Annotated in this window: 17 protein-coding genes and 1 tRNA gene; 12 read left to right on the plus strand and 6 right to left on the minus strand. The window is 38.8% G+C overall.

Annotation, left to right across the window (positions count from 1 at the left end; genetic code table 11):
- The first annotated feature begins 34 nt into the window (after positions 1–34).
- Both fabI and J7E67_RS24110 read left to right on the plus strand, forming a co-directional pair.
- Positions 35–805 carry an enoyl-ACP reductase FabI gene (gene fabI, locus J7E67_RS24105; RefSeq protein ID WP_214713166.1) on the plus strand — a complete coding sequence of 257 codons (771 nt, stop codon included), beginning with the start codon at positions 35–37 and terminating at the stop codon, positions 803–805.
- Between the two features lie 127 nt (positions 806–932).
- Positions 933–1,442 (plus strand): CotO family spore coat protein, encoded by a 510-nt coding sequence (locus J7E67_RS24110; protein ID WP_214713165.1) that lies wholly within the window; start codon positions 933–935, stop codon positions 1,440–1,442.
- 43 nt (positions 1,443–1,485) lie between these two features.
- On the opposite strand, the gene J7E67_RS24115 is transcribed toward J7E67_RS24110, so the two are convergent.
- Positions 1,486–1,995: a CotY/CotZ family spore coat protein gene (locus J7E67_RS24115; protein WP_214713164.1), complete on the minus strand. Its 510-nt coding sequence runs from the start codon at positions 1,993–1,995 to the stop codon at positions 1,486–1,488.
- Between the two features lie 138 nt (positions 1,996–2,133).
- Here J7E67_RS24115 and J7E67_RS24120 point away from each other — a divergent pair, with 138 nt between their 5' ends.
- The 8 genes from J7E67_RS24120 to spoVIF all read left to right on the plus strand — a co-directional run bounded on the left by J7E67_RS24120 (position 2,134) and on the right by spoVIF (position 5,886).
- The gene (locus J7E67_RS24120; RefSeq protein ID WP_214713163.1) at positions 2,134–2,490 is read left to right on the plus strand and encodes a DUF1360 domain-containing protein; all 357 of its coding nucleotides are present in this window, start codon (positions 2,134–2,136) and stop codon (positions 2,488–2,490) included.
- Between the two features lie 82 nt (positions 2,491–2,572).
- Positions 2,573–2,734 (plus strand): hypothetical protein, encoded by a 162-nt coding sequence (locus tag J7E67_RS24125; protein WP_214713162.1) that lies wholly within the window; start codon positions 2,573–2,575, stop codon positions 2,732–2,734.
- Positions 2,735–2,882: 148 nt separating this feature from the next.
- Positions 2,883–3,353 (plus strand): sporulation protein, encoded by a 471-nt coding sequence (locus J7E67_RS24130; RefSeq protein WP_214713161.1) that lies wholly within the window; start codon positions 2,883–2,885, stop codon positions 3,351–3,353.
- Between the two features lie 16 nt (positions 3,354–3,369).
- On the plus strand, positions 3,370–3,849 hold the full coding sequence (gene spoVAC / locus J7E67_RS24135; protein ID WP_088086095.1) for a stage V sporulation protein AC: 480 nt from the start codon (positions 3,370–3,372) through the stop codon (positions 3,847–3,849).
- Positions 3,850–4,875, plus strand: coding sequence for a stage V sporulation protein AD (gene spoVAD / locus J7E67_RS24140; RefSeq protein ID WP_214713160.1), 1,026 nt, complete (start codon positions 3,850–3,852; stop codon positions 4,873–4,875). It begins immediately after the preceding gene.
- Between the two features lie 4 nt (positions 4,876–4,879).
- Complete coding sequence (gene spoVAE / locus J7E67_RS24145; protein WP_168242521.1) at positions 4,880–5,236, plus strand: stage V sporulation protein AE; 357 nt, start codon at positions 4,880–4,882, stop codon at positions 5,234–5,236.
- Positions 5,237–5,343: 107 nt separating this feature from the next.
- On the plus strand, positions 5,344–5,460 hold the full coding sequence (locus tag J7E67_RS24150) for a YjcZ family sporulation protein (RefSeq protein ID WP_074432806.1): 117 nt from the start codon (positions 5,344–5,346) through the stop codon (positions 5,458–5,460).
- Positions 5,461–5,631: 171 nt separating this feature from the next.
- Positions 5,632–5,886 (plus strand): sporulation-specific transcription regulator SpoVIF, encoded by a 255-nt coding sequence (gene spoVIF, locus J7E67_RS24155; protein WP_168242522.1) that lies wholly within the window; start codon positions 5,632–5,634, stop codon positions 5,884–5,886.
- Between the two features lie 25 nt (positions 5,887–5,911).
- On the opposite strand, the gene J7E67_RS24160 is transcribed toward spoVIF, so the two are convergent.
- From J7E67_RS24160 to J7E67_RS24180, 5 genes are all read right to left on the minus strand, one after another.
- Positions 5,912–8,212 carry a UvrD-helicase domain-containing protein gene (locus J7E67_RS24160; protein ID WP_214713159.1) on the minus strand — a complete coding sequence of 767 codons (2,301 nt, stop codon included), beginning with the start codon at positions 8,210–8,212 and terminating at the stop codon, positions 5,912–5,914.
- Between the two features lie 139 nt (positions 8,213–8,351).
- Positions 8,352–8,774 (minus strand): GNAT family N-acetyltransferase, encoded by a 423-nt coding sequence (locus J7E67_RS24165; RefSeq protein ID WP_214713158.1) that lies wholly within the window; start codon positions 8,772–8,774, stop codon positions 8,352–8,354.
- 5 nt (positions 8,775–8,779) lie between these two features.
- Positions 8,780–9,292: a YjcG family protein gene (locus tag J7E67_RS24170; protein WP_214713157.1), complete on the minus strand. Its 513-nt coding sequence runs from the start codon at positions 9,290–9,292 to the stop codon at positions 8,780–8,782.
- A gap of 124 nt (positions 9,293–9,416) precedes the next feature.
- Positions 9,417–10,139: an alpha/beta hydrolase gene (locus J7E67_RS24175; RefSeq protein ID WP_214713156.1), complete on the minus strand. Its 723-nt coding sequence runs from the start codon at positions 10,137–10,139 to the stop codon at positions 9,417–9,419.
- A 112-nt stretch (positions 10,140–10,251) separates the two neighbouring features.
- Entirely contained in the window at positions 10,252–10,476 is a 225-nt protein-coding gene (locus J7E67_RS24180; protein WP_214713155.1) for a hypothetical protein, read from the minus strand.
- A 174-nt stretch (positions 10,477–10,650) separates the two neighbouring features.
- Here J7E67_RS24180 and J7E67_RS24185 point away from each other — a divergent pair.
- Positions 10,651–10,723: transfer RNA gene (locus J7E67_RS24185), tRNA-Val, on the plus strand.
- A gap of 165 nt (positions 10,724–10,888) precedes the next feature.
- Positions 10,889–11,932 carry a tyrosine-type recombinase/integrase gene (locus J7E67_RS24190; RefSeq protein ID WP_251026963.1) on the plus strand — a complete coding sequence of 348 codons (1,044 nt, stop codon included), beginning with the start codon at positions 10,889–10,891 and terminating at the stop codon, positions 11,930–11,932.
- Positions 11,933–12,069 lie beyond the last annotated feature (137 nt).

The raw sequence follows: 12,069 nt of genomic DNA on the forward strand, positions 1-12,069 counted from the left end.
ATAACTCATGTAATAGTAGGAGGACTTTTTCAATATGAATCTTTCTTTATCTGGAAAAACTTATGTAGTAATGGGTGTTGCTAATAAACGCAGTATTGCATGGGGAATTGCCCGCTCATTGCACAATGCAGGAGCAAGATTAATTTTTACCTATGCAGGTGAAAGATTAGAAAGCAGTGTTCGTGAACTTGCTAATTCGTTAGAGACTGAAGGGACACTTGTTTTACCGTGTGATGTTACACGCGATGAAGACGTTGCGAAGTGCTTTGCTGAAATCAAAGATTCAGTTGGGGCAATTCATGGGGTAGCACACTGCATCGCATTTGCAAATAAAGAAGAACTAAGCGGTGAGTATATGAACACAACTAGAGAGGGCTTCATGCTCGCTCATAATATCAGCTCATATTCCTTAACAGCCGTAGCGAAAGAAGCACGAGGATTGATGGTTGAGGGTGGAAGCATTGTCACGTTGACGTACTTAGGTGGAGAACGTGCAATCCCGAACTATAATGTTATGGGTGTAGCCAAAGCATCTCTAGATGCTAGTGTTCGTTACTTATCCGCAGACCTTGGAAAAGATAACATACGTGTAAACTCGATTTCTGCAGGTCCAATTCGAACATTATCAGCAAAAGGAATAAGTGATTTTAATTCAATCTTAAAAGAAATTGAAGAAAAAGCTCCATTACGTAGAGCTACCACTCCAGAAGAAGTTGGAGACACTGCTTTGTTCCTTTTCAGTGATCTTTCCCGTGGAATTACTGGCGAAAATATTCACGTTGATTCCGGTTACCATATCCTATAATAATGAAGAAAGGCCCGCAGTCATTGCGGGCCTTTTTCATGCAGTAAATTTCTTATTTTCTTATGAACCAGTATGGGCATCTAGCATAGATATAATGTGTAGGATTACGTAAATGGAGGTACAGAGCATGTCGGAAAAGAAAAGTAAAGGACCATTACTCTATATACACCAGCCGTTTGCAAGGACTCCTGCAACTAACATGCAGGACATTTATACGAGCAGACAGGAAGAAGAAGAGCTGGTTGAGAAAGAAATGCCGTTAGAGGCTGAAAGCAAAAAGAAAATTTCTCTTTTAAAAAAGGAAATAGTTCAAGAGCCAATAGGAACGGAAGTATCTAGATCAGATAATCCAGCAACAAAATCACCAACATCGATTCAGGAAAGGCAGCGTTCTCCCTTTAACAGGGTGAAACCCTTTAAAGAAATGGATATTAAAGAACGTTTGGATTATTTAATCAACTATCCAAAAGTCCTTCCGCCTCCACCATGCGTTTTTATTACCGAAGAAAAAAATTATCAGGGATACCTAACTGTGTACGATGGAAACGAAGTAACGATTCGATTTCATGATCAATCAACTAATACAGTGCCAGTCCATGCACTTAAAGGGGTTATCTTGATTGGAATCAAAAAATAGAGACATCAAAAAAGCCAGCCGATTATACCGACTGGCAATATTTTTAGTTGCAAATTCCTAAGTTAACATCCGCAATACATTGAACAGCGCAGAAGCATCTTAAGTCAACTGTAATGCAATCGTTACTTGCGCGGAAACGTTCAACCTGACAAACCTTATCGAGGTTGATACAACACTTATCTCCACCTGAAACTAAGTTTACTGGGCAGAAAGTTCCACCTTCACGGCGACCAGGTACTAATACACGAAGTGTAGCACAGCAGTTATCAAATACATCTTCGACACGGAAGTAGATGGATACACATGCATTGTTTTCGTTACTAAAGAAAGCGTGGAATGGTGAACCATCCGCAGTACTTAAAACAAATACACGAGTATCAACTGGATCTCTCCTTGCTGGTGATACCAATGTACCTAGTGGCTCATTGAAGCAACTGGAACATTCAGGACATTCATCTTCTTCTACAGCATTATCTTGGATATCCTTAATTGCACGAACGACTTCGCAAACACAATTACCTTTATGAAAATCATGATCATTTCCACAACCCATTTATTTTTCCTCCTTAATCCGATATATATCTTACATTATTAACATATTTCACAGAGCACTTTTGGGTAACGGGCAATAGCCTTGTTTGAGTAAATTAGGCGACAAAAATGTCTATGAAAGGAAGAAAGGAAACACAACATGAAAATAACTTTATTAAACCTGATTATTCTATCACTTGCGTCTTTTAGGCTAACAAGATTATTTGTTTTTGATAAAATAACCGAATTTATTCGGGAGCCTTTTTTCAATGAAATCAAAGAAGTAGATGAGTATGGTGAAATCGAGGTTTATTATTTACCAAAGGAAAAAGGGGTCAAAAAGTTCCTCGGTGAACTTCTTAGCTGTTATTGGTGTACAGGGATATGGACTTCTGTAGGAGTTGTCAGTATATCACTTCTATATCCAATCGTTTCCTACCCTATTATATTAATTTTAGCGGTTGCTGGCATTGCATCAATATTGGAGTCAATTGTACAGTATTTTATCGAAAAATAAGGTGTTTGCTGAGACAAGACCTACATCTTGGTCATATTCTAATACAAGTAGGAATGAATTGATAGCAAGGGAGAGAGAATTAATGAGTCAGAAAAAAAGGAGAAACCAATATACAAACACAACACAAGGTACAGAAACGACACAAGATATAGAAACAACACAATCAACTCACACGTATCAACCGTCAAAATCCATAAAGCAAAAAGGTTCAGGTTGTGGGTGCGGAAAAAAAACTTCTAAATAGGCTTAAGGGGACTGCCAGATTGACTGGCAGTTTTTTTGTTTTACGAAGGAAAATATATAAATTACTCGTAACTAGTCATAATTTTAGACAATATCGAAAAAACTACCTATAGTGATGGTTAAAAAACGGAATAAGGGATGGGAATCAAATGAAAGCTATTCATCATTGGGTATTATTCGCTTGTTTATTATTACTCTCCTCCTGTAGTCAAAATCCACAGGTTAAGGATAGTCAAATAGCCCTAATGAAAACAACGAATCCTAATCCGATCGTAACCGGGAAAAACATAAGTAAAAATCATGTAAAAGAAATTGAGCATGATGTAAGCGCGTTTCCAGAATTATATGATGTGGCCGTTATAAAAGGGAAAAAAGATACACTAGTGGTATATAAGGTTAAGCACTTGCATCGTTTTAGAATGAAAAAAATTGAAAAAAACATCAACAAAATGCTTGAAGAAAAATATCCCAATGATAACTTTACCATTTCAAGTGACTACAAAATTTTCCTTGAAGCAGTGAGACTTGATGAGAGAATGAAAACCTCCTCTAAATTTTCTCATCAAAGGGCTGAAAAGCGCTTTAACGACATCGTTAAAATGACGAAAGATATGAAGTAAGAAAGGAAGAATGAAGATGGCAACCAGTAAGCAGAAGAACATGACGCCTCAGCAGCGCAACTATCAACAGCTTCAGCAGAAGCATGAAATTAAAAGGCCTGTTTTGAAGAATTGTATGAAGGCATTTTTTGTTGGTGGACTTATTTGTGTTGTCGGCCAAGCCATCAGTTACTTTTATATTTACTTTTTTGATTTTACCGAACAGAGTGTAGGAAATCCGACCGTGGCAACAATGGTCTTTTTATCAATGTTACTCACTGGATTCGGAATTTACGATCGTCTAGGACAATTTGCTGGTGCAGGAAGTGCTGTGCCTGTTACCGGCTTTGGTAATGCCGTAATCTCGGCATGTATCGAACATCGAACGGAAGGCTTTGTTTTAGGTGTGGGTGGAAATATGTTCAAGCTAGCTGGATCGGTAGTACTCTTCGGTGTTTTCTCAGCTTTTGTTGTGGCGCTTGTTAAAACGCTGTTAGTGATTTGGGGGGTTTTGTAATTGCTAAAAGGGCACCAATCTTGGATATTTACAAATCGGCCAATGATCACTGCTACCGGGGTTACTGGTGGACCATTTGAAGCCAATGGAAATTTAGCCAATGATTTCGATTTATTATATGAAGACTTATGGATGGGAAAGGAGTCTTATGAAAAAGCCCATCGTTTACTATTAGAAGAAGCAATTAAAACAGCTTTACAAAAAGGGAATGTTGAGAAAGAGCAGATTCAATTTTTATTTGCTGGAGACTTAATTAATCAAATTACGCCAACCAGTTTTGCGGCAAGGACAATGCAGATTCCATACTTTGGTCTGTTTGGGGCTTGCTCAACGTCCATGGAAGGGCTGGCCTTAGCCTCTTTTGTGGTAAATTACCAAGGGGCAAAATACGTGCTTACGGGTGCTTCAAGTCATAATGCAGCAGTCGAAAAACAGTTTCGATACCCAACAGAGTATGGAGGTCAAAAGCCTCCGACTGCACAATGGACGGTAACAGGTGCTGGAGTAGCACTTGTGCAACCAAATGAATCTGGAAAGATGCATCCAGTAACAACTTCGGCAACGATTGGAAAAGTCATCGATATGGGATTAACCGATCCGTTTAATATGGGAGGCGCGATGGCACCAGCAGCAGCTGATACAATTATGGCCCATTTCCGCGATCTTCAAATAGAACCCTCATATTATGACTTGATTGTCACTGGGGACCTCGGCCGAGTTGGTCATGATACAGCTTTCGAGTTAATCAATAAGAGTGGACTTCAATTAGAACGAAAACAATTTCAGGATTGTGGTTTATTAATGTATAAGGATGATCAGCCTGTACAATCGGGGGGAAGCGGTGCGGGATGCTCAGCCACAGCCTTGTATGGGCATTTACTGAACCAAATGAAAAAAGGTACATATAAACGAATCTTAGTAGTTGCGACGGGGGCTCTGCTATCCCCGCTCAGCTTTCAGCAAAATGAATCAATACCATGTATTGCACATGCTGTTGCCATTGAAATGAATGGAGATAAGGGGTGATCCTATGCTAGCGATGTTTTTCTGGGCATTTGTTATTGGTGGGCTAATCTGTGTTCTAGGGCAGCTTTTATTTGATGTTGCCAAGCTTACACCCGGTCATACACTAAGTTTGCTCGTTGTCATTGGAGCTATATTAGATGGTTTTGGACTTTATGAGCCCCTAGTTGACTTTGCAGGGGCAGGTGCTACCATTCCAATTACCAGTTTTGGAAATTCATTAGTCCATGGGGCACTTCAGGATGCAGAGAAACATGGGCTGATAGGAGTACTGACCGGTATGTTCCAAGTGACAAGTTCCGGTATCTCTGCAGCGATTATTTTCGGTTTTATTGGTGCACTAATTTTTAAACCTAAAGGGTAAATTAATCATTTTTAAAACCAAATTACTGAAATAGATGTCGCGCCTACACACAGTATAAAGTAATTTCATATGTTATTAATGAGATTACAGAAGTGAGGTGACATTCTATGTGCTTTGGATATGGCGGCTACGGCTACGGTGGTGGGTACGGCGGCGGTTCAACTTTTGTATTAATCGTCGTATTATTCATTCTTTTAATCATTGTTGGTGCAAGCTTCTATTAATAAACAGTAAGCTTGTATTAATGGAAGGGGTTGGCCAAAAAAAGTGGCCAGCCCTTTCTTTACTTGTCTAGCGTATGCGCCTAAGGGCGCGTACGCTTTTCCTATTTAATTCACCATTTTCCCTTTCCTTCATACAATAAAGTAGTTTATGAAGGAGCGTGATCTTTTACCATGGATAATGGATTTTTTAAAAACATTGAAAAGAAAACGGGCGTTAATATGAAAGATATCTTAGATTTAGCCAATTCATTACAAAATGCGAATTTTAAAGATGAAAAAACAGTCCGTAATGTGATTCGTCGAGTTTCTCAAATTGCCAATAAACCGGTAAATAAAGAAATGGAAGATCAAATTGTAAAATCAATCGTTAACGATGGAAAGCAGCTTGACCTTAATACAATTTCGAATATGATCAATAAAAAGTAAAAGAAGAAGACCACTTTCCTAAGTTTTAGGAATCGGTCTTCTTCTTTTTAGTAAGAGGAACTAGGAACCTTGAGCGATTTGCTTTTTTCCCTCGTCTATTTTGCGGAATAGAAATAAACAGCTGCTCCTTAGCACGAGTCATCGCCACGTAAAATAGTCTTCTTTCTTCTTCGAGTGCAGTAAAGTCACCATTTCGATAGGCTTCCAGGGCAAAATCATGCGGAAGGCTGCCATCGACTGCGCCGATCATATAAACGGTTTTGTATTCAAGGCCTTTTGAGCGGTGGATTGTACTTAGGCTGATTGCTTCATGAAAATGTTTACTTAAATTTTTGATTTCTTTATTCATCGCCGACATATGCTCGGAATGAGCTAGAAACGCTTGAATTTTGTCGAAACTTTTTGCAGCCACCTTTAAATCCTTAAGATCGTCCGATCCTTTTTCAAGTTTATTCGATTCATTTCCGCGTTTTTTTAGAAAATCAAGAAAGCCAATATCTTTCTCGACCTTTTCAATCGCAGAGTGAGGTGAAGAATGCTTTAACCCTCGAATAATCGTGACAGCTTTTTTTAATTTCTTTTCCTGAAATGCATGGGCTGTCGTTAAGTGTGCGAGTGCCTCAAGAAGACTGCAGTCTTTTAGGATACTTTGTGCTTTTAATTCCTTTAGGACTGCCTGCTTTAAAAATAATAATGGTAAAATGTCTGACATTGCTTGCGGGTCATCCTCATTTAAACTCACCTTTAGAAATGCAAGGGCGCTTCTCACAATATAGCGTTCGTAAAAAGCCTCTGCATCCAAATCGATTTTAAAAGGAAGGTTGGAGCCAGCCAGTCTTTCAAACACCGCGCGAGAACCTGCATTGGTCCGATAAAGAATGGCAAAGTCTGAAGGATTTGCACCAAGTGAAATCCTCTCCTGTATATCGGTAACAATCATTGTTGCTTCTTCCTCTTCATCATAGGGAAAAAATAACTGTGGGAGTTTTTCTGATGAAAACTGCGCTATCATTTTCTTTGTTCTTCTTACTTTATTAGCTGCAATCATTTGATTAGCAGCCGAAACAATTTCATGAGATGATCGATAATTTTGATCAAGTGTGACCATTTTGGCATATGGAAAATCTTTTTCAAATTCTAGCAAATAGCTTGGGTCACTACCCCGAAACGAATAGATCGCTTGATCATCGTCGCCAACGGCACAAACATTTTTGTGTTTTCTGGATAAAAGTTTGATCAGCTCATACTGGACCTTATTAATATCCTGAAACTCGTCAATTAAAAAATAATGAAACCGATTTTGATATTGTTCAAGCAGGGAAGGGGTGGTGGCAAACAGTTGATAGCAGCCAATTAGCATATCGTCAAAATCAAACAGACCTTCTTTTTTCTTATAGTCTTCATATCTTTTATATAAAAAGACTGCTTTTTCTTCCCATTCGGTGGTGGGCTTTACTTCATCTGGCATCAGCAGAGAGTTTTTCCATAACCCGATTTGCTGAAGGGCTAAATCATAGGCAAATTCTTTTTCGGACAAGTCGAGTTCTTTGCCAGCTTCCTTCAGGATTTTGTCTCGCTGCCATTCTTTTTTTAGGAGCATATTTGAAGACCAATTAATTGAATCATGGAACATCAGAATGCGATAAAAAATACTATGAAAGGTTCCGGTAACAAGGTGATTGATTTTATCTCGTTTCATTTGCGGATAGGAAAGCAGACGGTTCTTCATTTCAGCAGCAGCTTTTGACGTGAATGTAACGAGCATGATTGTCCTTGGGTCGATGTGTTTGTCATCTAGCATAAACGCTGTTCGTGCTGTTAAGACCCGAGTTTTGCCACTCCCTGCACCAGCAAGGACTAATAAGGAGCCTTCAGTCTCCATGACAGCAGCAGCCTGACTTCCATCAAGAACAACTCCACTGTCTGCAAGTTGCTGTAAATAAGGTGAGTGCTCCTCATGTTTGTCACTTCTTGTCTGTTTAAACGCAACTGTATATTCAATATTTATGGACTTTTTGAAAAGATCCACGCTTTGCGGGGTCTGTGTAATGGTTCTACCCTTTGGGATGTTAAATCCGTTCACTTCGGAAGATTGTTGTGAATCTACTTTTTCCATTATTACAGTGGGTTCTGGGCAATGTATTTCAGGTGAATGTGTATGGAAAAAATGGGGGTCCATCTGAATTCCTAAAAACAATCGAACGTTCCCTTTGCATACAGGGCAGCTCAGTTGACCATTTTTTCCGGCGAGAAATATTTTTTGATATTGATCCCTGCTTAATTGTTCAAGGACAATATTCTGATTTTGATAAATTGCTGTTTTCATAATTTTTTACCCTCTATATCCAAAAATCAAGACATATTCTATCATATCAAAACCTGAGGTTAACTAAAAGGGGGTCATCGATATTGGTGGAATTACCAAAAAAGCACTTACCGCATAAAGCGCCAAGTGCTTCCCTAGTTTATATTTCTTTTACCATCGTTTTATGAGGAATTCCAGCATCCATAAATTCCTCTGAGACAATCTCATAACCAAGTCCTGCATAAAAGGGAATCGCCTGTGTTTGAGCATTAAGCTTTAATTTATGAATATCTTTTTGAAGCGCATAGTTCTCGATTGCATTCATAATCACTTTTCCTGCACCAATTTTCCTTGCGTTTTTCAATACACAGATTCGCTCAACTTTTCCATAGCCATCAACAAAACGAAATCGACCAGCAGCAATTGGAGAACCTTCATCGTACATGACAAAGTGTTCTGCCTCGTCCTCGTAGGCGTCGATTTCCTCTTCGAGAGGGACATTTTGTTCGTCAACGAAAACGATTTTCCTAACTGAATAGGCATCTTCAAGTTCTTTTTGATTTTCTACAATCTTGACTGTCACTTAAACTATTCCTTTCCAAGACGAAATGTTTCATAAACGGTCCAGGAACCATTTTCTAATTGATAAAGTAGATGGAAGCGGTCAACCGTTTCTTCATGATTAATCTTAGTCATGCGCAGTGATCCAAATACATCAGAATGCTCATCATTAGAAAGATTTTGACCAATTGTGATATGAGGAACAAATACATATTCTAAGTTTTGCTCCGTAAATTCTTGATTGACTTCATTATGCAAGGCAGATAGTTCATCGGTCTTGTCCACCTTGAAATATATAACATTATTTACAGGCTGAAAAGAGCTGATTTTTGAAGTCTTTAATGTGAATGCTTTATGGCTAGCAGCTACTCTCCGTAACTTTTCAGCGTATTCCTTAGCTTCTTCTTCAGACGCTTCAAATCCAGTTTTCAATGTTAGGTGAGGTGTAATTAAAGCATAATGCGGGTCATAACGTTTTCGATAGGAATTAGCTAAATCCTGTAGTTTTTTTGATGGAAAAATAACAACTCCAAATTTCATACGTATACCTCCGTTTTGATGAACTGACCTTTTTTAAAAAAAAACAAAAAATTAACCTTCCTGATATTATAGCAAATTTTCAAAAAATATTAAACGACTTATCTTGATGTATATTCTAATAAGATTAAAATAGCATTTTAAGAGCCCGTCTTAAATCTGGCTGCCAGTAGGTCCAAGTATGATTTCCGTTAAATTCTTCATAAAAATATGTAATGGGTTTTTCTGAAATTATTTTTGAAAGCTTCCGGTTAGGGGTCAGGAAATCTTCATTTTTGCCATTTGTTGTCTGAACTTCAGTTTCTTGTTCACCTATCACGTGATAGAGTTGTAAAAGCTGTCCATCCGTGAAGTTCTGGACCGAATTCAATACATTTTCATCCACATATGGAGATTGTAGAAGGACTTTTCCAAATGTATGAGGATATTGAAGGGCAGCCATTAACGAAACAGTTGCGCCCAGAGAATCTCCTATAAGCGCTCTGGTCAAGCCCATTTGATAAGTTGGAAGCTCTTGATCTAAATACGGAACTAATTCATGGGCAAGAAAGCGAATGTATTGCTGATTCTGTTCGCCTTCAGGATGGTATTTTCTGCGGCGTTCTTCTACATTCTTATAGGGTACCCCAACAATAATTAAATTTTCAATTTCCTTTTCAAAAAGATACTCGTCTGTTAATCGGCCAATTCTGCCAAGTTGAAAATAATCCCTGCCATCCTGGGCGATTAGCAGCGAATACTTATATAACGGTGAGAAATTTGCAGGCAGATAAACGAGAAGCTGTAAATCTTCTCCAAGCTCCCTGCTGTGAAAGGTAAGTTCTTTCATTGTGCCTTTTGGAAATTTCATGCAATTATTCCCCCAATAATTCGATCTTTACCTCTGCATTATAACAAAACTAAAGTGGAAATGCTTTTAATGATAGTAGGGAAGAATGATATGTGAATGTAGGTAAGAAGGATTAGTGAAGGTAGCGTTGTTTGGTGCGAGATTCAGGCATAATCGATAATATATTTTCCCGTTTAAAGGTGCGCATTTGTTTGCGCAGCAAACAATACGCACGAATGTATTCGTCGTGAACTTCCTTCACAATCAATTTCCGTTGTGAAAGTTCTTGGTTGTTGGCTAAATAAATCATTTCTAATGGAATATTTTCCTCGATTGAACGGATAAAAAGCCCATCCATTTAAATCTCACCTCTCCTTCTTGATAATATTATTATAACCGAACGTAAGTTCTTTATTCAACAAAAATAAGAACTAGTGTTCTATTTATCGAAAAATCTTTTTAGAGGAAAAAGTATTAAAGTTATTGACATTTTTAGCTTTTTTATTATAATTAGATTTGTAGCTTAATAAGAGATCTGTTAGCTCAGCTGGGAGAGCGCAACCTTGACAGGGTTGAGGTCGGGGGTTCGAACCCCTCACAGGTCATTCGGACGGTAGAAACGTTGATATAACGGTGTTCTACCGTTTTTTATTTACGATGACTTATGCGTTGACTTAATCGCAGGGTAGCGCTCCTATTTTCGACAGGGTAGCACTGGGTTTATGCGTCTTTTGTTCCGTTGACTTAACCGAACAGGAGGCGTTTTTATTTTGGCAGATAAACGGACAGGCAAACGTGTTAAAACCGCTAGGACAACACGGAAAACAGCGCATAACCTCGATTCTTTATTCCAATCATTCAAGGCGATTAAAAAGGCGGAGGGACGTGCGGAGGGAACTCTGAATCAATACGAAGATAATTACGGATATTTTATCGAGTATCTTAATCGGCACGATATCAAGCGATCATTTAAGGAGATATCGAAGGATACCATACGTGACTACATCGTTTATATGCGTGAGAAATGGGTTAAATTCGAGGATCATAAGTTTAAGCCTGAGGAATCGATGACGGTAGGACTGTCGCCATCTACGATCAATACGCGTCTCAAGACTTTGCGTGTCATGTTTAAGTGTTTGCTAGACGAAGGACTAATCGACAGCAATCCGATGGAAGGTGTCAAGAACGTTAGCGAGCCCGAAGAAGAAATCGTTATTCTAAATGCAGATGAATTAAAACGGCTGCTCAACGTGCCTAATCAGCGTCATTATGCAGAGTTTCGCGATTATGTATTGATGCACTTCCTTATTGACGGAATGACTCGAATTAGTGAAACGTTGGGCCTTAAATATTCAGATATTGATTTCGCTACCAGAACGGTCACAATACCGGCCAGTATTGCGAAGAGTAGAAAGGCGAGAACTATTCCGATTCAATCAGTGACGGCCCGCTTATTGAAGGAATTTATTTCGGAGAATAGGGCGGACTTTGACAGCGATTATATTTTTCTTTCAAATTACGGTGAACCATTAACGCGGGATCATTTCCGCAAAAGATTAAATGGTTACGCAAAGAAAGCCAAAATTACTAAGAATGTTCATCCGCATTTATTCCGTCATACATCAGCGACTATGTTCCTGGAGTCAGGCGGAGATATACGGCACTTACAGTTATTGTTGGGACATGCGGACTTGCGAGTTGTATTGCGTTATACGCACTTATCGAAGGAATCGTTAATTAATCAGCACGAAAAGTATTCCGCGATGAATCAGATTACTGGCAAACTGAATAAGCCTCGGAAGATTAAACGATAACCATTGCGTCACCTTAACCGGTGGCGTTTTTATTTCTTGTTCAACTAACGGGGCAGGTTAGCATTCCTGTAGAGAGTTAATTATTGACTTTGATAAAAAAGGAGCTCCTCAGTAAGATATGAGTATAGACACCACTC

The sequence above is a fragment of the Bacillus sp. ISL-46 genome (genome assembly GCF_018613205.1).

Bases quoted from the DNA above. Each gene is read 5' to 3' on its own strand.
- spoVAE (WP_168242521.1), top strand. From the start codon at position 4,880: ATGCTAGCGATGTTTTTCTGGGCATTTGTTATTGGTGGGCTAATCTGT.
- spoVIF (WP_168242522.1), top strand. From the start codon at position 5,632: ATGGATAATGGATTTTTTAAAAACATTGAAAAGAAAACGGGCGTTAAT.
- spoVAC (WP_088086095.1), top strand. From the start codon at position 3,370: ATGGCAACCAGTAAGCAGAAGAACATGACGCCTCAGCAGCGCAACTAT.
- J7E67_RS24150 (WP_074432806.1), top strand. From the start codon at position 5,344: ATGTGCTTTGGATATGGCGGCTACGGCTACGGTGGTGGGTACGGCGGC.
- J7E67_RS24115 (WP_214713164.1), bottom strand. From the start codon at position 1,995: ATGGGTTGTGGAAATGATCATGATTTTCATAAAGGTAATTGTGTTTGC.
- J7E67_RS24180 (WP_214713155.1), bottom strand. From the start codon at position 10,476: ATGGATGGGCTTTTTATCCGTTCAATCGAGGAAAATATTCCATTAGAA.
- J7E67_RS24110 (WP_214713165.1), top strand. From the start codon at position 933: ATGTCGGAAAAGAAAAGTAAAGGACCATTACTCTATATACACCAGCCG.
- fabI (WP_214713166.1), top strand. From the start codon at position 35: ATGAATCTTTCTTTATCTGGAAAAACTTATGTAGTAATGGGTGTTGCT.
- J7E67_RS24130 (WP_214713161.1), top strand. From the start codon at position 2,883: ATGAAAGCTATTCATCATTGGGTATTATTCGCTTGTTTATTATTACTC.
- J7E67_RS24160 (WP_214713159.1), bottom strand. From the start codon at position 8,212: ATGAAAACAGCAATTTATCAAAATCAGAATATTGTCCTTGAACAATTA.
- J7E67_RS24170 (WP_214713157.1), bottom strand. From the start codon at position 9,292: ATGAAATTTGGAGTTGTTATTTTTCCATCAAAAAAACTACAGGATTTA.
- J7E67_RS24175 (WP_214713156.1), bottom strand. From the start codon at position 10,139: ATGAAATTTCCAAAAGGCACAATGAAAGAACTTACCTTTCACAGCAGG.
- J7E67_RS24120 (WP_214713163.1), top strand. From the start codon at position 2,134: ATGAAAATAACTTTATTAAACCTGATTATTCTATCACTTGCGTCTTTT.
- J7E67_RS24125 (WP_214713162.1), top strand. From the start codon at position 2,573: ATGAGTCAGAAAAAAAGGAGAAACCAATATACAAACACAACACAAGGT.